Below are 17486 nucleotides of genomic sequence, written 5' to 3' on the forward strand. Positions count from 1 at the left end.
GCAAGCTGCTCACCCACCGAAGCAAGCTGCTCACCCATCGAAGGGCTGGTCCGCCCACCGAAGCAGGGCGGCCCACCCACCGCTATGTCACTCGGCCGGGGGCTGCGGCTTTTCCATCGCGGCGATCACCTGTTCGAGTGCATCAAGCTTTTCGCGCGTGCGCAGCAGTACCGCGCGCTGTACGTCGAACTCCTCCCGGGTGACCAGGTCCAGCTTGGACAGGCCGGCCTGCAGGGCGCTCTTGAAGGTGGACTGCAGCTCTTCGCGCGATTGGCGCAGGCCCGGCGGCACCAGGTCGCTGAGGCGGCGGGCGAGGTCATCCAGCTGGTTGAGGTCGATCATGGGGGCTCCTGGGGCTGCCGCGTGGCCGCCACGGCAGGCGGGCGCCACGTGCATTACGAATGAGGGATGCCAAGGATACTCTCGCCACTGCAGGCGCACAGGCGCTATCCTCGCGGCCGAGTACAGGAGGATCCACGATGAAGATGGTCATGGCGGTGATCAAGCCCTTCAAGCTTGATGACGTGCGCGAAGCGCTGGCCGAGCGCGGGGTCACCGGGATCACGGTGACCGAGGTGAAAGGCTTCGGGCGGCAGAAGGGCCACACCGAGCTGTACCGCGGCGCCGAGTACGTGGTGGACTTCCTGCCCAAGGTGAAGCTGGAAGTCGCCGTTACCGACGATCAGGTGGAGAGCGTGGTCGAATCGATCGTCAAGGCGGCCGGCACCGGCAAGATCGGCGACGGCAAGGTATTCGTCTACGAGCTGGGCAGCGTGGTGCGCATACGCACGGGCGAACTGGACGCAGACGCGCTGTAACGCCCAGTGATCGGTAGCGCCGAGCCGTGCTCGGCGAGCGCAGCGGCAAAGGCAACGGCGTGACGACCAACGGTCGTCACCCACCAGATGCAACGGGGTGACGGCCAGCGGCCGTCACTACGGGGGCCAGAACGGTAGCGCCGAGCCGTACTCGGCGAGCGCAGCGGCAAGGGCAACGGCGTGACGGCCAGCGCTCGTCGCTAGCGGGGCTGTTTTGCCCACGCGTAGAAGCGCTTCCAGCCTTGGCGGATGGCGGCCACCCAGCCCGGGTCGGCCACGCGCGCGGCCAGCGCGTCGCTGGGCCGCTGGCCGGTCAGGCGCTGGCGCATCTTCACCAGGTTCTTCAGGTCGCTGCGGCTCAGCTGGCGGCTGATCGGGTTACGCCGCAGCCAGCGCGGCGTGCGCCAGGCGGAGGTGAAGTCCAGCAGCACCGGCACCCCTCCACTGACCACCACGTTGGTGCCATGCAGATCGTTGTGGGTGATGCCGGCGGCATGCAGGCGGTCCAGCGCCTGCTGCAGTTGTTCGAACACCTCACCGCCCACCGCCTGCGCGGTGCTCAGGGTCTGCCCTGGAATGAACTCCATGCCCAGCGCGAGGCCGCCGATGGTGCCCAGCAGGGCGGGGGCATGCTTCCAGCCGCTCAGGCGCTGCAACATGTGGGCTTCGTGATGCACCAGCACGCGCGCGAGCAGGGACAGCGGCGTGCCCCGATAGCGCGTGTAGTCCTTCACCACGGCCGGCTGTCCGTCCATGCAGGTGCGATAGACGTCCGGTTCGAGAAAACGTTCGCCGCGCTTGAGCAGCAGCGGCATCGCGGCGTCGCCGCCGCAGATCGGAGAGGGGGAAGTAACAGGGGTGTCCATGACGTTCTCTGACAGCCCGGTGGGTGGCGCAGAGCGTCAAGCGAACCGGTGGAAGGGCATTAGCGGAGCCGCTAATTTTAGTACCCGCCAGTTCTCTAATGAATAACTGTGACGGGTTCGGCAGCGCAACAGTGCGTCATGCCACTCGGACAATATTGTCTCAGTTGTTTGTTATTCGTTATCCATCAACAGGTTGCGCCTTGGGCGGCGGTCGCTTCAAGCCAAACCGGACATGAATGCGAACGTGGCAGTCGCCCGTGCGACGCTGCCAACGCCCTGCGGCGCTTGACCGGGGTCGCCCAGCTGCCGACCATTGCGCGTTCCCTGCGCGCTTGGTCGGACCGCCTGGTCGGCACGTCCCCCGCCCCGTGCGTTACCGGCGCGGCTGCATACGCGCCCGTTCCCTGCCCACCTGCGTCCGGCCCCCGCCGGAGGACTCATCAATGATCAAGATCGTGCTGGCCGTGCTGTTCATCGCCTGCGTGTTGTACATCCACTATCGCGGCAAGGTCCGCGCGCGCTGGTCGCGCCAGTTGCTGGACCACTCCAGCTTCATGGCGCCGATCAACGTGGTCATGTATCTGTTTTCGAAGGTGCCGACCACGCCGTTCCTGGATCCGGGCAAGGAGTTCCCGCAGTTGGAACCGCTGCGGCAGAACTGGACCGTGATCCGCGACGAGGCGCTGGCGTTGCGCGATGCGCAGAAAATCGCCGCCTCAAGCAGCTTCAACGATGCCGGCTTCAATTCGTTCTTCCGCCGTGGTTGGAAGCGCTTCTACCTTCGCTGGTACGGCCCGTCGCATCCATCGGCCAAGCAGTTCTGCCCGCAGACCGTGGCGCTGATCGAGTCAATCCCGGACGTGCGCGCGGCGATGTTCGCCCAGCTTCCGCCGGGCAGCGAGCTGCGCCCGCACCGCGATCCGTTCGCCGGTTCGCTGCGGCTGCACCTGGGCCTGAGCACACCCAACGATGACCGCTGCTACATCGAGGTGGACGGGGTGCGCAAGAGTTGGCGCGATGGTGAATGGATGATGTTCGACGAGACCTACATCCACCACGCGCACAACGAGACCGAGCAGGACCGCGTGATCCTGTTCTGCGATATCGCCCGTCCGCTGCGTTTCGGCCTGCCTAGCCTGTTCAACCGGGCGGTGGCGTCCACGCTGCTGGCCGGTGGCGCCTCGCCGAACCTGCCGGGCGACCCGACCGGTGGGGTGAACAAGGCGTTCGGCGGCGTCTACAAGGTGCGGCTGAAGGCCAAGGCGCTGCGTGCGCGCAGTGCGTTTGCCTACCACGCGATCAAGTGGGGTCTGGTGGTGGCGGTCATCGCGGGCATCTGGGCGATCTGACGCTGGCTGGTCCGGGCCGGGCTAGATGTCCAGCTCCAGCTGCGTTCCACGGCAACCGGAGTCCGCTGCTGCTGTCTTCATCGTTGCCAGCCGGCGCAGCACCTCCTCGCTATAGGTGGCGCCGCAGGGGTTGGAGTGCCGTGGCACGCACCACATCCCGCGGATCAGCGGATCCTGGGCCACCTGTCTCTCCACCTGGTCCATGTCAGGACCATCGGCGCCCATCGGTACCGGCACCATCGCAATGCCATGGTCGCGGCAGATGGCGAAATGGCGGTCGTACCCCGGAACCGGGCAGAGGAAGCGGATTTGCCTGGCCGCTGCCCACGGGGCGTGGCCGGGCAGGCCAGTACGCCACGCCAGCCCGATGGCGGCGTGCATCAGTGCCAGGCTGCTGTTGCCGCCCACTGCGGCCTGAGCGGCCGGCACGCCGAGCAGCAACGGTGCGAGCAGGGCCCGTAGCTGGGGAATTCCCTGTTGGCCGCCGTAATTGAGCCAATCCTGGCCGTCCCCGCTGTCAAACGGCGTCGGCCCCGGCAGCGACAACATCGCGTGCGACAGCGCGATCTGCTCGGCAGAGGGCAGCCCACGGGTCATGTCCACCGCCACCGGGGCGTCCCGGAAGGCGGCATGCCATGCCTGCAGTGCTCCGAGGTCATCGGAGGGAAGGGCGGGGCCGATCATCTCAGCCGACTCCCAGCAGCAAGGCGGACGCGTAGAGGGCGGTGCAGGCCATCAGGGGGCGGAACACACTGCGCAGCCATGACGCCAGGCCGCCCGCGAGGATGACGATTGCCAGCTTCAACAGCGCGTCGGCATCGTGCAGATGCGCCACAGGCCGCGTAAAGAAGGATTCGCCGAACAGGGCCAGGTAGATCACGCTGCCCATCACCGCCGAGGCCGCATGCTGCAGCAATCGGACCACCGGGCTTTCCGAGGAGAGGGTCAGTCGCCGGAACACCACCAGCGGGAGGGAACGCATGAGGTAGGACGCGGCCGCGGCGGTGCCGATCAGGAGCCAGCCGTTCATGGCGCAGCCCTCTGTGAGCGGTTGTCCACCGCACATAGCAGAACGGCAACGCCGATCGGAACCACCAGCACATGCAGGCTTCCCAGTAGCCCGCCTATCAACGGAGTGAGCACGAAGCCGGCCACGGTCGCCTGCAGTGCCCGGTTTCCGCCGGCAGCGTGGCAGGCCAGCGCGGTGAAGTGCACCGGCAGGATGATCGTGACGAGCTGGGTTACCAGCGCTGACGGGATCGCGCCGATGAGGTGGCCGGCTGCGGTGGCCGCGATGGCGCAGCCCAGCGTCGTGGTGCCGCACCCGAGGTAGTAGGCGTACACATCGCCGGGCCCCTTGCCGCATCGGTTGGAAAGCGTGAAGGTGGAAATGGACAGCAGTTGTGCGGACAGCAGCGACCGCCCCAGGCTGACATGCTGGAACTGCTCGGCGAGCACCGAGGACATGATGACGAAGCGGAAATTGACCAGCACCGTGGCCGCCAGCAGGGCGACCAGGCCCAGCGTATCCGACTGCTGGACGATCAGGGCCTGCAGTGGGGCGGCGTGGACGGTCAGGGTCATGACGGTAGCCTGCAACAGTGAAAATCCGGCTTTGCTGGCCAGTGCACCGATCGAGGAGAACAGGAACCCGAAGGTAAGGCAGACGGGCAGGGAGTCGCGGCACCCCTGCAGGAAGCTGCTGCGCGCGGCAGGCGAGGCATTCATTGCACGTCTCCTTGATCGCCAACAGGGGCGCGCAGCCCATTGAGCAGTCTCACGCTGTCTGCGAGCGTGCCGCCACGGGTCTCAAACCCCACCACGCCCCGCCAGCGCGCGGCTGAGATGGCGGCTACCAGCGCACCGAAGGGCAGGTTGCCGGCGCCCAACGGCAAGTGCGCGTCGCGATCCTGGTTGTTGTCGCTGAAGGACATGCCGACGATGCGACGGTGGAAGCGCCGGAACATCGCCACCGGGTCGCCGCCGTTGACGTAGGCGTGGGACACATCGAAGAAAAGATGCAGGCCGGGGACCTGTTCCAGCACCGTGGCGATTTCCTCGGGGGTGGTGCAGATGTAATAAAAGGGATGGAAGCGGGTGTAGTTGCACAGATTCTCCAGCCAGATCTGCACGCCGCGCGGTGCGGCATAGGCAACCAGTGCGCGGAGGTTGGCGATCAGCTGGTGCAGCCCCGCCTGGCGCACGTCGGCAACCAGCCGTGGTTCGACCACACCGCCGCCATGCACGATCAATGGCGCGCCGCCCAGCCGGCTGCAGGCATCAACTTCGCGGCACGCATAGTGCAGCGCGGCGGTAGCCAGCGCTGGAACGTCGCTGCCGAGCGGAGATTTGAAATTGCCGTGGTAGATCGGCCGCATGCCGGTCTGCTGCATCAGTTCCAGCAGTGCTTCCAGGCGCTCTGGTGGGAAATCTTCCGGGCGTTCGCCGTGCAGGCTTCCGTCCACGTACCAGTGGCTGTAACCCTGTTGCAGGGCACGGGCGAGGCCCGACTCGGCGTCCAGGTAGTCCTGTTGGGCGGCCGCGGCCATGAAGTCCGGCCATGACGCGGCGGACGAAGGGGGAAACGCTGCGTAATCGGAAACCGGGCTGCCCATGGTCGACGCTCGCTGCAGGATGTGCAGCTACTCTGCGCCGGGCAGAACGCGTCGTATGTCAGTCAAATAACGACCCGCGCGGTGGCAGTTTGCCTGTGTGCGCGGTAAGTGGGCCGCTGCTGCGATAGGGCCGAGGTCGCTCGGCCCTATCCACCCTCGATCGGCTCAGCCCTTCAGTGCGGCCTGCACGAACGGCGGTGTCACCAGCACGCCGGTATGCAGCGCGGCGGTGTAATACAGCGTATCGAAGCCCTTTGCTGCGGCGTCGGACTGGCGGAAATCAAACCCGCTTTCGCCCTTGCGCGCCAGCGTCACGCTCCACCAGCCGGTGGGGTAGCACGGCTGCGGGAACGGCAAAGTCTTGAACGAACCGAAGCCGGCCTTGCCCATCTCGGTGCGCATTTCGTTGATCAGGTCCAGCTGCATCAGCGGCGATTCGGACTGCTGCACCAGGATGCCGTCGTCCTTCAGGGCCTTGAAGCAGCTCTCGTAGAAGGCCTTGTTGAACAGGCCTTCGCCAGGGCCGACCGGGTCGGTCGAATCGACGATCACCACGTCCACGCTGCCGGCCGGGCAGTTGGCCATGTAGGCCACGCCGTCGTCGAACATCAGCTCGGCGCGCGGGTCATCGTTGGAATCGCACAGTTCCGGGAAGTGCTTGCGCGCCATCACCGTGACCTGCTCGTCGATATCGCACTGGGTCACGCTCTCCACGTTCTTGTGCTTGAGCACCTCACGCAGGGTGCCGCAGTCACCGCCGCCGATGATCACCACGCGCTTGGGGGCGGCGTGGGTGAACAGCACCGGGTGGCTGATCATCTCGTGGTAGAAGAAGTTGTCCTTGCTGGTCAACATGATGGCCCCATCGATGGTCATCAGGTTGCCCCAGTCGGTGGTCTGGAAGATCTCGATCTTCTGGAACGGCGACTGCACTTCGTCCAGCTTGCCGGTGATGCGGTAGCCGATGGCCGAGCCAGTGCGCTCGAAGTGTTCGATATACCAGTTGCTGTTGTCAGTCATGGAGGAGCAATCCTTTTCGGAGGATGGGACGCCGGGCTGGCGGAAGCGGGGCCGCAGGGCGGCCCGCCCGTTCAGGTCCAGGCAGCGACCACGGGCGCGGGCGCGCATGATAACGAACCCTTCGTCGATCAGGGGTTATCATGCACCCCCTTTTTTACCAACCAGGCCGACTTCAATGACCGATTGGTCCCTCGACCAAGCCCGCAAGACCTACTCGATCCCGCATTGGGCGGACGGTTACTTCGACGTGGATCAGGCCGGGCACATGGTGGTGAGGCCGACCGGGGCCGATGGCCCGGTGGTTTCGCTGCCCGACGTGGTCGATGCGGCGCGCGCCAACGGGGCCAAACTGCCCCTGCTGGTGCGCTTCCCGGACATCCTGGGCCAGCGCCTGGGCAAGCTGCAGGCCGCCTTCGCGCAGGCCCAAGCCGATTGGGAGTACCCGGGCGGCTACACCGCCGTGTACCCGATCAAGGTCAACCAGCATCGCGGCGTGGCCGGCACCCTGGCCAGCCACCACGGCGAAGGCTTCGGCCTGGAAGCAGGCAGCAAACCGGAACTGATGGCCGTGCTGGCGCTGTCGCGCCCGGGCGGGCTGATCGTCTGCAATGGCTACAAGGACCGCGAGTACATCCGCCTGGCGCTGATCGGCCGCAAGCTGGGCCTGCAGACCTACATCGTCATCGAGAAGCCGTCCGAGCTGAAGCTGGTGCTGGAAGAATCCAAGGCGCTGGACGTGAAGCCGGGCCTGGGTGTGCGCATGCGGCTGGCCTCGCTGGGCGCGGGCAAGTGGCAGAACAGCGGCGGCGACAAGGCCAAGTTCGGCCTGTCCCCGCGCCAGCTGCTGGACCTGTGGAAGTCGCTGCGAGACACCGAATACGCCGACTGCCTGAGCCTGCTGCACTTCCACATGGGTTCGCAGATCTCCAACGTACGCGACATCGCCAACGGCATGCGCGAAGCCACCCGCTACTACGTGGAAATGTCGCAGCTTGGCGCGAAGATCACCCACGTCGACGTGGGCGGTGGCCTGGGCGTGGATTACGAAGGCACCCGTTCGCGCAGCTTCTGCTCGATCAATTACGGGCTCAACTCGTATGCCAGCAGCATCGTGCAGCCGCTGGCCGATGCCTGCAAGGAACACGGCTTGAAGCCGCCGCGCATCGTCACCGAGTGCGGCCGCGCGATGACCGCCCACCACGCGGTGCTGATCGCCAACGTGTCCGAAGTGGAACAGGCGATGGAGGGCCGCGTGCCGGACCAGCACGACGACGAGCCGGCATCGATCCGCCACCTGCGCGAGATCCATTCCGAACTGGGCCAGCGCCCGGCGATCGAGCTTTTCCAGGAAGCCCAGCATTTCCATGCCGAAGGCCTGTCCAGCTATGCGCTGGGCCAGATCGACCTGCCGCAGCGCGCGCGCATCGACGACCTGTTCTATGCCATCGCCCATGCCGTGCGTGCCCGCCTGAGCTTCGACGAAAAGAGCCATCGGCCGGTGCTGGACGAGCTCAACGAGCGGCTGGTGGACAAGTATTTCGTCAACTTCAGCGTGTTCGAATCGATCCCGGACGTGTGGGCGATCGACCAGGTGTTCCCGATCGTGCCGATCGAGCGGCTGGACGAGCAGCCGGACCGTCGCGGCATCATCGCCGACATGACCTGCGATTCGGACGGCATGGTGGAAACCTACGTCGGCAACGAGAGCCTGGACAGTTCGCTGCCGCTGCATGCGCTGCGTTCCGGTGAAAGTTACCGGATCGGGTTCTTCATGGTCGGTGCGTACCAGGAGATCCTGGGCGACATCCACAACCTGTTCGGCGATACCGATGCGGTGGAAGTGCGTGCCGGCGCGGAGGGCTATGCAATCACCCAGCAGCGCCGTGGTGACACCACCGATGTGATGCTGGACTACGTGGGCTACAGCCTGGCCGAACTGCGCGCGACCTACGCCGAGCGCGTGGCCGCGGCAGGCCTTGGCGCCGAGCGCGCGCAGGAGCTGTCCGAGGCGTTGGAAGCCGGGCTGACCGGTTACACGTACCTGTCCGACGAACCGCTGATGTAAGCGGGTGTGGTGGGTGACGACCCTCTTCTGGTGGGTGACGACCGTTGGTCGTCACGCTTGTTCTTGAAGCAACAGCGTGACGACCAACGGTCGTCACCCACCGACCACCAGGCCACCCACCGACCACCCACCAGGCCACCCACCAGACCAGCGGCCGTCACTACCGGCGGGTCAGCCCGCCGGCAGCCACAGGGTGGCGCGCAGGCCGGGTGAGGCGTTCTCCAGTTTCAGCTCGCCGCCATGACTGGCGGCGATGTCGCCGACGATTGCCAGGCCAAGGCCGCTGCTGTCTTCGCGCTGGTCCAGCCGCACGCCCCGCTGCAGTACGGTCTGCAGCTGCGATTCCTGCAGCCCTGGACCGTCATCGCGCACGTCGATGCGAAGCCGTTTGCCGTCCACCGAAGCACTGACCCGCACCTGCTGCATGGCCCACTTGCCGGCGTTGTCCAGCAGGTTGCCGAGCATCTCCTCCAGATCGGCGGCATCGCCGGCAAAGCGCAGTGCCGGATCGATGGTATCGCTGCTGAAGTGCACGCCGCGCCCACCGTGTACGCGGCCCATCAGGCGGCACAGCGACTGCACCGCCGGGGCAACGTCGGCGCGCTGCCGGTGATCGACCGCCAGCCCTGCCGCCAGGTAGCGTTCGATGCTGGCCTGCATGTGCCCGCCCTGCGCGCGCACGGTCTGCTGCCAGTCGCCACCGGGATGTTCTGCCTCAGCGGCGAGCACGCTCAGCGGTGTCTTCAGCGCGTGGGCCAGGTCCTGTGCGCTGGTACGCGCGCGCGCCACCATGCGCTGGTGGTGGTCGAGCAGGGCGTTGAGTTCTTCAGCCAGCGGCGCGATCTCCGTGCTCAAGCCGCGGGTATCCACCCGCTGGGCTTCGCCGCGGCGCACGCCTTCCACCTGTTGCCCCAGCCGCCGCAGCGGGCGCAGGCCGAAGTGGATCTGGCTGGCCAGCACCGCCAGCCAGACGGCGACCAGCACCGCCAGCGCCAACGCGCTACGTTGCCGGAACTGCGCCACCTGGGCCTGCAGGTCGCTGCGATCAAGCGCCACGAGAACCTGCAGCGGTGCCTGTGTGCGCGGCAGGCGGACTTCGCGGGCCAGCACGCGCAGCGGCTGCTGCAGCGGACCGGTGATGTCGGCGGCAATGCCCGCGCTGCTTGCGGCCGGCGCGGTGAGGCTTTCATCCCACAATGAGCGCGACTGCAGCAGGGGCGTACCATCGGCCGCGCCGACCTGCCAGTACGCACCGGAGAACACCCGCTGGAAGCGGGCTTCGTTGGGTTCCTGGCGCAGCACCACGCGCCCGTCCGGATTGACTTCGGCCTGTGCCAGCACGGTCAGCAGGTCCTGCTCCAGCGCCGCATCCAGACTGTCACGCGCGGCACGTTCGAACAGATGGCCAAGCAACGCGGTGGCCAGCGCGGTGACCAGCAGCAGGCCCAGCCCGCCCGCCAGCAGCAGCCGGTTGCGCAGCGAGGCGCGCTTCATGGTGCCGCCCTCATGCGGGTGCCGTCAGCCGCCAGCCCTGGCCGCGCACGGTCTGGATCAGGTCGACGTCGAGCTTGCGCCGCACCCGTCCGAGCAGCACGTCCAGGGCATTGGAATCGGGATCGAAGCCGCTGTCGAACACGTGCTCACCCAGCCGCTCACGGCTGATCACCGTATCCACGTGGTGGATGAAATAACCGAGCAGCCGGAATTCCTGCGGGCTGAGTGCCAGCTCGCTGCCGTGCAGGCTGAAGCGGCCCGCGTTGACGTCCAGCTGCAGCGGTCCGCACTGCAGGCGCGGAGTGGCATGGCCGGTGCTGCGGCGTATCAACGCGCGCAGGCGCAGCACCAGTTCGTCAGGCTGGAAGGGCTTGGTCAGGTAGTCGTCGGCACCGGCATCGAATCCGGCCAGTTTGTCGTGCCAGCGCCCGCGTGCGGTCAGCACCAGCACCGGGAAGGTGCGGCCATTGCCGCGCCAGCGTTCGATGATGCTCAGGCCATCCAGGCCCGGCAGGCCGAGGTCCACGATGGCCGCCTGGAGGTCTTCGACCTGGCCGTGTTCTTCGGCCGCACGGCCATCGGCGAAGGCATCCACCACGAAGCCGGCCTGCTCCAGCAGGGGCTGCAGGCGTTGCGCCAGGTCGTGGTCATCTTCGGCCAGCAGGATCCGCATCAGTCGTCCAGTTCGGTCTTCAGCAGCTTGCCGTTGCGCGCATCATAGTCCAGCTCCACCACCACGCCGTCGGCGCGCAGGATCTCGACTTCGTACACGGCATCGTCCAGTTCCACTTCCAGCAGCGTGCCGGGATGGCGCCGCATGGCATCGCGCACCACGTCTTCCAGCGGTACGTAGCGGCCCTGTTCCACGGCACGCCGTGCGGTCTGCTGGGCATGGTCGTCGCCTGCCGCCACCGGCATGGCGGGCAGCAGCGCGAGCGCGATCACGACAAGGGTTTTCAACGGATACATGCGCCTATCAATAGCGCAGTGGACTAACCGTTGGCTAACAGCCCGGGCTAGGTGGCTGTTAGGTGGGCTGGGCAGACTGTGTTGGCCGGACCCGCCGCGGTCCACTTTTCCGGAGAACACCATGAACAAGCTGTCCCTGATTGCCGGCGCCACCGTTGCCGCCCTGCTGGGTACCACCGTGGCGGTCACCGCCCATGCCGCACCGCTGGGCCTGGCCCAGGTGGAACAGAAGCTGCGCGACGCCGGCTACAGCCGCATCCACGAGATCGAAAAGGATGACGGGCTGTGGGAAGCCGACGTGACCCGCGACGATGGTCGCTTCCGCGAAGTGTATGTGGACCCGAAGACCGGCGAGATCTTCGACGAGTTCGATGGCCGCACCCAGCTGAACATCGACCAGCTGCTGGCCAAGGCCAAGGAGCAGGGCCTGAAGGACATCCATTCGGTGGAGCGCGATGGTGCGACGTGGCAGCTGGAAGCACGCAACGCGCGCAACCAGAAGGTGGACGTGCGCCTGAGCGGGCATGATGGCCGCATCCTGGACAGCGAGCGCGACGGCTGGCTGGATTGACCCACGCGCCATCACGCCCGGACCGGTAGCGCCGAGTCATGCTCGGCGAGCGCAGCGGTTGAACGCTGCTTACCAGCCGAACGGCGGCGGGCGATCCCAGTAGCCGGGGCCCGGACCATAGCCGCCGCCGAAGCCACCGCCATACGGGCCATCCCAGGGACCGAAGAAACCCGGTCCCTTGCCTTCGCTGACGTGGATGTTGACGTTGACCCCGCGGGTCTTGCCCTCGTCGGTGGTGTAGTTCTTGCTCAGGTTCAGCGTGGCCGCGTTGTAGTGGCTGTTGCCGTAGCCTTCGGAGTAGCCGATGCCGGTGCTGACACTTCCCGAAACGCGCAGCTTGTCATCGGTGACCTCGGCGATGCCGTTATCGCTGCCGCCACGTGCGCGGGGGCCGCTCTTGTCGCCGTAATAGGTGCCTGGGGCGTCCTGCTGGAAGCTGGGATCGTTGAGATAGCGCAGCGGTTCGCTGGGCACGGCCAGGTTCAGGCCGGTGGCCGACTGCGGGCCGGTTGCGCCGGCAGCGCTCTGCGCAAGCACCGCCGAGGGGGCGCAGGCCAGGCACAGCAGGATCAAGGGGCGGATCATGGCACGACGCTCCAGCAGCGGACGGGGCAGGGCACGCGGGCCCTCATGGCGACGCTAGCAGCTGCTGGTTGAATGATGCCTGTCGTTGCGCTTGCAGGGTAGCGCCGAGCCATCCTCGGCGGGCAACAAAGGGGCCGCTGCGCGCGCCGAGCGTGGCTCGGCGCTACCGGGCATCGTGCCGGGCGGCAATACGTCATCGTGCCGGACGGCAGGACCGGCGTGGATTTGCGATCAGCGCTCCAGCCGTTCGAAGCCGAACAGCGATTGCAGCGGGTGGCGCCTGCGTTCGATGTTCGCGCGCAGCAGGCCTGCGCCGATCATCGAATAGGTGATCCCGTTGCCGCCGTAGGCCATCGCGAACTGGACGCGGGGCCCCCACTGCGCATGCGGCCCGAAGAACGGCAGGCCGTCGGCGGTTTCAGCGAACGTGCCGCCCCATGCAAACGCCGATACCGGGTCCAGCGAGGGAAACCAGCGCTTCAGACCCTTCATCAATTTGTCCGCCTTGCCATCCACGCGGCGGTCGCGGCGTGCCGGGACATCCACCGCATCGTCCAGTCCGCCCAGCAACAGTCGACCATCGCCGGTGCTGCGCAGGTACAGATACGGCCGCGCGCTTTCCCAGACCATGGTGGTGGCCAGCGGCCCGAGTTCATCGGCGTGCAGTGGATCGGTGATCAAAGCGTAGCTGCTGCGGTTGCGCGCCACGCGCGTGTCCAGCCATCGCTGGTTGGCGTATCCCTGGGCCAGCACCACGTGCCCGGCGCGTACCTGCATTCCGTCTTCGGTCCGTGCGGTGACGCCGCGCGCGGTGGGCTGCAGTGAATGCAGCACGGTCCGGTCGTGCACCTGTCCGCCACGCCGCTTCACCCGCTCCAGCAGCCGGTAGGTCAGGCAGTAGGGGTCCACCCGGGCGGCCTGGCGGGTCAGCAGCGCACCATCACCGTCCATCCCCATGCGCTCGCGCAGTGCACCGCGATCCAGCCAGCGTGCGTCCAGTCCGTGCTGGCGGCGTGCCGCGCCTTCGGCCTGCAACACCGGCACGTGGCGGGACTTGCTGGCCACGTACACGCTGTCCATCTGCTTGAAGTCCACCCCGGACAGGCCGCGGGTGACGTTGCGCAGTTGCGGCAGCGCCTGCGCGCAGGCCTCGTAGGCCAATGCGGCATCGTCCTCGCCGTACTGACGCGCCAGGTCGATCAGATGGGTATCGATCTCGTACTGCAGCAGGGCCGTGCTCGCCGCCGTGCTGCCCCAGCCGATATCGCGCTGTTCGATCACCGTCACCCCGTGCCCATGAGCGGACAGTTCATCGGCGATCAGTGCGCCGGTGATGCCGCCGCCGACCACCAGCACATCGCAGTGCAGGTCGGCTTCAAGCGGAGGGAACGCCTGGATGAGCCCGTTGCGGACGGACCAGTACGGATAGCCGCTTTTAAGATCCATGGGGTCAGGCCGTCGGCTTGCCGGTGTGCGGGGTGTCGATCAGTTTGGACAGATCGAAGCCCTGCTGGCGGGCGCTGGCCAGATAATGGTCGCGAACGGTCTTGTCCAGGTGCGGGGTACGCGATAACAGCCACAGATACTGCCGGTCCGGACTGCCGACCAGCGACACGCTGTAATCCGGCGCGATCTGGATCACCCAGTAGTCGCCCTTGGTGAACGGCAGCCAGCGTAGGCCCTTGGGCAGGAAGCTGACCGCCAGCCGCGCGCTGTCGTTGTCCACGACGCTCGCCTCACCGATGGCTTCCTCGATCTCGCCGTCCATCCGGCAACGGTTGTGGACGCGGATGTTGCCGTTGTCCTGCAGGCTGTAATGCGCCGACACGTCGGTGCAGGCCTCCGGTTCGTGGCGCATCGGCAGCCGGGCGATTTCGTACCAGGTGCCGAGGTAGCGCGGCAGCTTGAGGTCGGGGACGGTTTTGAGGTCGTCGTGGGTGGTCATGTCGGTCTCGTCCCGGAAGCGGTAGGCCACCTTGCCGCGCCCGCCGCCACGGACAGGTGAAACCGTCTTGCCATGGCGTAGGCGCAACAGTGCGTAGCGGCCGACGGGTTTATCGGGAAGATACGCCGGTCCATGCTGATGAACAGTGTCAAGGAGCAATGCCGATGTACCAGGTGATCCTGCTGAAATCCGAATCCAGCTTCGTCCGCGCCAGCTGGGAGCGGGCCGAGGAGGTGGTCGAGCATGAGGGCGTGGCCTACACGCTGCGTGCCGGCCCCCGCCAGCCGCTGCCCACCGACCACGCCTGGGACCCGATCGTGGTGTATGCCCCGGAAGAGATTCCTGAAGAAGAATTCCAGGAGTGGTATGCCGCCCAGCAGCCGCAGGTGGAGGAGCTGCGCCTGAAGTACTGATCCGATCCCCACCCGCCACGTCGTATAGTCCGCGCAGGCGCGGTGGTCCGCGCATGCCGGTATCGTGTTTTGTCTCTTTCCAGCCTGATTCCAAAGCGCGGTGCCCTCGTCGCCGTGCTGATGTTGCTGTTCCTGGCCGGCGCTCCGGTGCTGGCGCAGGAGCCGGCCGACCTGACACCTGACGCCCGGGTAGCCCGGGCCGAGGCCACGCTGAAGTCCGCGCGGGCCTCGCTGGAGGACGCCGAAACGCCCGATACGCTTGCCACCCTGAGCGAGCGGGCGAAGGCGGCCAAGGACGACGCGGACGCGGCCGCCAAGGCGCTGCAGCCGCAGCTGGACCAGCTCAACGAGCAGCTGGCACCCCTGGGCGAGGTGGCCGAGGGCAGCACGGAAGCACGCGAAGTGGCGGTGCAGCGCACCAGCCTGACCAAGCGGCGGAACAGCATCGACGGCACCCTCAAGCGGGCCGAGCTGGCGGTGGTCAACGCCAACCAGCTGGCTGCGGATATCGAAAAGCTGCGCGCCAGCCAGTTCAGCGAGGAGCTGGGCCGCAAGGTCGCCTCGCCGCTGTCGCCGGCCTTGTGGAGCCAGGTGGCCGCGACCGCGCCGGCCGATACCACGCGGGTGCTGGCGCTGTACCGGTTGGGCACCAATGCGGTACGCGATGCGTTGAAGCGTGAGGGCGGGGGCCTGCCGCTGCTGGGCCTTGGGGTATGCCTGGTGCTGTTCTTCCCGGTGCGGCTGTGGCTGCGGGCGCTGGGGCGGCGCTATGCGGCCGCCGAGAACGCGCCGCAGGGTCGCCTGCGCCGGACCGGCCTTGCGGTCTGGCTGCTGGTGGTGGGCACGGCGATGCCCGGGTTGGCGGCCTGGGCGCTGGTGGCGGCGATGGACGCGGTGGGTGCCATCCCGCCGCGCCTGCAGACCGTTTCCAATTACTTCCTGGGGGCCACCTGCTTTGCGGCCTTCATCGTGGCCTTGAGTGCCTGCCTGCTGGCCCCCAAACGACCGTCGTGGCGCCTGCTGGACCTGGACGACACCGCAGCGCGCAACCTGCGCAAGTACGCGTGGAGCGCGGCGGCGGTGAGCTGGATCAGCATCATGCTGGCGGCGGTGGATCGTGCGGCGCGCACCAGCGAGATCAACACCATCGCGCTGGATGGTGTGATCGCGCTGATCTACCTGTGCCTGATCATGGCGATGCTGGTCACGCTGTCCCGGTTGCACCGGCGGCAGACCGCCGAGGCCGCCGAGCGCGCTGAAGCGCAGGCGGCCGATGCACGCGCCCGTGGCCCGGCCCACCGCAGTGGCTGGATCGTGCTGACCCGAGTGGCCGGCAACGTGGTGGTGGCCGCGGCGATCATCGCCTCGCTGTTCGGTTACCTCAATTTCGCCAAGTTCGTGACCTCGCAGCTGGTCTGGGGCGGCATCGTCGCGCTGACCACCAGCCTCCTGCTCAAGTTCGCCGATGATCTGTGCACCTGGATGCTGCATCCGGACAGCCGCATAGGCCGCACCGTGGTGTTGACCACCGGCCTGAGCGCAGCACAGGTGGAGCAGGCCGGTGTGCTGCTGTCGGCCTTCAGCCGCATCGTGCTGGTGCTGCTGGCGCTGCTGATCTTCACTGCTCCGTTCGGCAATGTCGGGTCGGTGCTGGGCAGCGTGGAGGCGCTGTCGAAGGGCATACCGATCAGTGCAGAGATCACGCTGCGGCCTGGCAAGATTCTGCTGGCCATCGTGGTGCTGCTGGCCGGCCTGGCCTTGATGCAGGCCCTGCAGCGCTGGCTGGTGGAGACCTACCTGCCGAAGACCGAGCTGGATTCCGGGGCGCAGAATTCGATCAGTACCGTGGCGCGTTACCTGGGCATCATCCTTGCGGTGCTGTGGGCACTGGGCGCGCTGGGCATTGGCATGGGCCAGCTGGCGCTGGTGGTCAGCGCGCTGTCGGTGGGTATTGGTTTCGGCCTCCAGGCGATCACCCAGAACTTCGTCTCCGGGCTGATCCTGCTGGCCGAGCGGCCGGTGAAGATCGGTGACTGGGTGAAGATCGGCGACCAGGAAGGCGACATCCGCCGCATCAACGTGCGCTCCACCGAAATAACGGTCGGCGACAAGTCGACCTTGATCGTGCCGAACTCGGAGCTGATCACCAAGACGGTGCGCAACATGACCATGGGCAGCGCGCAGGGCCGGATCCAGATCCAGTTCACCCTGCCCTTGAACGCGGACGTGGCGGCGGTGAAGCAGGTGCTGCTGGATGCCTACACGGCGCATTCCAGCGTGCTGTCCGACCCGGCGCCGTCGGTGTTCATCGACTCGATCAGCGGCGGTCAGGTGGCGATCAACAGCTTTGCCTACGTCTCCAGCCCGCGCCAGGTGTACGGCACGCGCAGCGACCTGTTCTTCAGCCTGCTGCAGGAACTGGCGGCCAGAGGCATCGCGTTGTCCTCGCCGACGGACATCCACCTGGTGCGGGATCCTGACACTGATCGAGTCGGCTGAGCAGGAGCAACGTCTACAGCCGGAGGGCTATGTGTAGGCGGGGCGGGGTGGGTTGGCGGGGGACGGCAAGGGCCGCATCCATGCGGGCCTCGTCTCGCACCATCCATGGCGCTCAACGCCCCCGCCAACCCACCCCGCCCCGCCTTTGACAGCTCCATGGTGGCCTTGGACATGCGGTTCTGGTGGCGCCGACCCATGTTCGGCGGATTCGTGGGGCAATGGGGTCCAATGGTCTCCGCCGACCATGGGTCGGCGCTACCGCTTTTAATTCTTTTCT

19 protein-coding genes are annotated in these 17486 nt (G+C 66.9%); 6 read left to right on the plus strand and 13 right to left on the minus strand.

Features of this window, described 5'->3' with window-relative positions; genetic code table 11:
• Positions 1-87: 87 nt before the first annotated feature.
• Positions 88-342, minus strand: coding sequence for an accessory factor UbiK family protein (locus CXG43_RS06800; RefSeq protein WP_101099273.1), 255 nt, complete (start codon positions 340-342; stop codon positions 88-90).
• Positions 343-479: 137 nt separating this feature from the next.
• Here CXG43_RS06800 and CXG43_RS06805 point away from each other — a divergent pair, with 137 nt between their 5' ends.
• The gene (locus tag CXG43_RS06805) at positions 480-818 is read left to right on the plus strand and encodes a P-II family nitrogen regulator (RefSeq protein WP_042613243.1); all 339 of its coding nucleotides are present in this window, start codon (positions 480-482) and stop codon (positions 816-818) included.
• A 200-nt stretch (positions 819-1018) separates the two neighbouring features.
• Here the strand turns inward: CXG43_RS06805 and CXG43_RS06810 are convergent, their stop codons facing one another.
• Positions 1019-1684, minus strand: coding sequence for an RIO1 family regulatory kinase/ATPase (locus CXG43_RS06810; RefSeq protein WP_101099274.1), 666 nt, complete (start codon positions 1682-1684; stop codon positions 1019-1021).
• Positions 1685-2127: 443 nt separating this feature from the next.
• Between CXG43_RS06810 and CXG43_RS06815 the strand changes: the two genes are divergently transcribed.
• Positions 2128-3033, plus strand: a complete 906-nt coding sequence (locus tag CXG43_RS06815) for an aspartyl/asparaginyl beta-hydroxylase domain-containing protein (RefSeq protein WP_101099275.1) — start codon at positions 2128-2130, stop codon at positions 3031-3033.
• Between the two features lie 21 nt (positions 3034-3054).
• Here CXG43_RS06815 and CXG43_RS06820 read toward each other — a convergent pair whose 3' ends face one another.
• From CXG43_RS06820 to speE, 5 genes are all read right to left on the minus strand, one after another.
• Positions 3055-3717, minus strand: a complete 663-nt coding sequence (locus CXG43_RS06820) for an aminotransferase class I/II-fold pyridoxal phosphate-dependent enzyme (RefSeq protein ID WP_101099276.1) — start codon at positions 3715-3717, stop codon at positions 3055-3057.
• A 1-nt stretch (position 3718) separates the two neighbouring features.
• Positions 3719-4063 carry an AzlD domain-containing protein gene (locus tag CXG43_RS06825; protein WP_157825121.1) on the minus strand — a complete coding sequence of 115 codons (345 nt, stop codon included), beginning with the start codon at positions 4061-4063 and terminating at the stop codon, positions 3719-3721.
• Entirely contained in the window at positions 4060-4761 is a 702-nt protein-coding gene (locus CXG43_RS06830) for an AzlC family ABC transporter permease (RefSeq protein WP_101099278.1), read from the minus strand. The genes CXG43_RS06825 and CXG43_RS06830 overlap by 4 nt, the downstream gene beginning before the upstream one ends.
• The gene (locus tag CXG43_RS06835) at positions 4758-5582 is read right to left on the minus strand and encodes a sugar phosphate isomerase/epimerase family protein (RefSeq protein ID WP_198551418.1); all 825 of its coding nucleotides are present in this window, start codon (positions 5580-5582) and stop codon (positions 4758-4760) included. The genes CXG43_RS06830 and CXG43_RS06835 overlap by 4 nt, the downstream gene beginning before the upstream one ends.
• A 231-nt stretch (positions 5583-5813) precedes the next feature.
• Entirely contained in the window at positions 5814-6668 is an 855-nt protein-coding gene (gene speE, locus CXG43_RS06840) for a polyamine aminopropyltransferase (protein WP_101099280.1), read from the minus strand.
• A gap of 175 nt (positions 6669-6843) precedes the next feature.
• Between speE and speA the strand changes: the two genes are divergently transcribed.
• Positions 6844-8733, plus strand: a complete 1890-nt coding sequence (speA, locus tag CXG43_RS06845) for an arginine decarboxylase (RefSeq protein WP_101099281.1) — start codon at positions 6844-6846, stop codon at positions 8731-8733.
• Positions 8734-8904: 171 nt separating this feature from the next.
• Here speA and CXG43_RS06850 read toward each other — a convergent pair whose 3' ends face one another.
• Genes CXG43_RS06850 through CXG43_RS06860 form a run of 3 tightly spaced genes read right to left on the minus strand, consistent with a single transcriptional unit; the run spans position 8905 to position 11196 of the window.
• A complete protein-coding gene (locus CXG43_RS06850; RefSeq protein ID WP_101099282.1) occupies positions 8905-10227 on the minus strand; it encodes a sensor histidine kinase in 1323 nt (440 codons plus the stop codon).
• A 10-nt stretch (positions 10228-10237) separates the two neighbouring features.
• Positions 10238-10900: a response regulator transcription factor gene (locus CXG43_RS06855; protein ID WP_101099283.1), complete on the minus strand. Its 663-nt coding sequence runs from the start codon at positions 10898-10900 to the stop codon at positions 10238-10240.
• On the minus strand, positions 10900-11196 hold the full coding sequence (locus CXG43_RS06860) for a PepSY domain-containing protein (protein WP_101099284.1): 297 nt from the start codon (positions 11194-11196) through the stop codon (positions 10900-10902). The genes CXG43_RS06855 and CXG43_RS06860 overlap by 1 nt, the downstream gene beginning before the upstream one ends.
• Positions 11197-11317: 121 nt before the next feature.
• Between CXG43_RS06860 and CXG43_RS06865 the strand changes: the two genes are divergently transcribed.
• Entirely contained in the window at positions 11318-11767 is a 450-nt protein-coding gene (locus CXG43_RS06865; RefSeq protein ID WP_101099285.1) for a PepSY domain-containing protein, read from the plus strand.
• A gap of 69 nt (positions 11768-11836) precedes the next feature.
• Here the strand turns inward: CXG43_RS06865 and CXG43_RS06870 are convergent, their stop codons facing one another.
• The 3 genes from CXG43_RS06870 to CXG43_RS06880 form a co-directional block, all read right to left on the minus strand.
• Entirely contained in the window at positions 11837-12352 is a 516-nt protein-coding gene (locus CXG43_RS06870; protein ID WP_101099286.1) for a hypothetical protein, read from the minus strand.
• A 231-nt stretch (positions 12353-12583) separates the two neighbouring features.
• A complete protein-coding gene (locus tag CXG43_RS06875; protein WP_101099287.1) occupies positions 12584-13798 on the minus strand; it encodes an FAD-dependent oxidoreductase in 1215 nt (404 codons plus the stop codon).
• Positions 13799-13802: 4 nt separating this feature from the next.
• Positions 13803-14297, minus strand: coding sequence for a lipocalin family protein (locus CXG43_RS06880; RefSeq protein ID WP_101099351.1), 495 nt, complete (start codon positions 14295-14297; stop codon positions 13803-13805).
• A 164-nt stretch (positions 14298-14461) separates the two neighbouring features.
• Between CXG43_RS06880 and CXG43_RS06885 the strand changes: the two genes are divergently transcribed.
• Both CXG43_RS06885 and CXG43_RS06890 read left to right on the plus strand, forming a co-directional pair.
• On the plus strand, positions 14462-14710 hold the full coding sequence (locus CXG43_RS06885; RefSeq protein WP_101099352.1) for a hypothetical protein: 249 nt from the start codon (positions 14462-14464) through the stop codon (positions 14708-14710).
• A gap of 120 nt (positions 14711-14830) precedes the next feature.
• On the plus strand, positions 14831-17209 hold the full coding sequence (locus tag CXG43_RS06890; protein WP_101099353.1) for a DUF3772 domain-containing protein: 2379 nt from the start codon (positions 14831-14833) through the stop codon (positions 17207-17209).
• Positions 17210-17486: the final 277 nt, after the last annotated feature.

The organism is Stenotrophomonas sp. Bg11-02 (genome assembly GCF_002836635.1).
Lineage (GTDB): Bacteria > Pseudomonadota > Gammaproteobacteria > Xanthomonadales > Xanthomonadaceae > Stenotrophomonas > Stenotrophomonas lacuserhaii.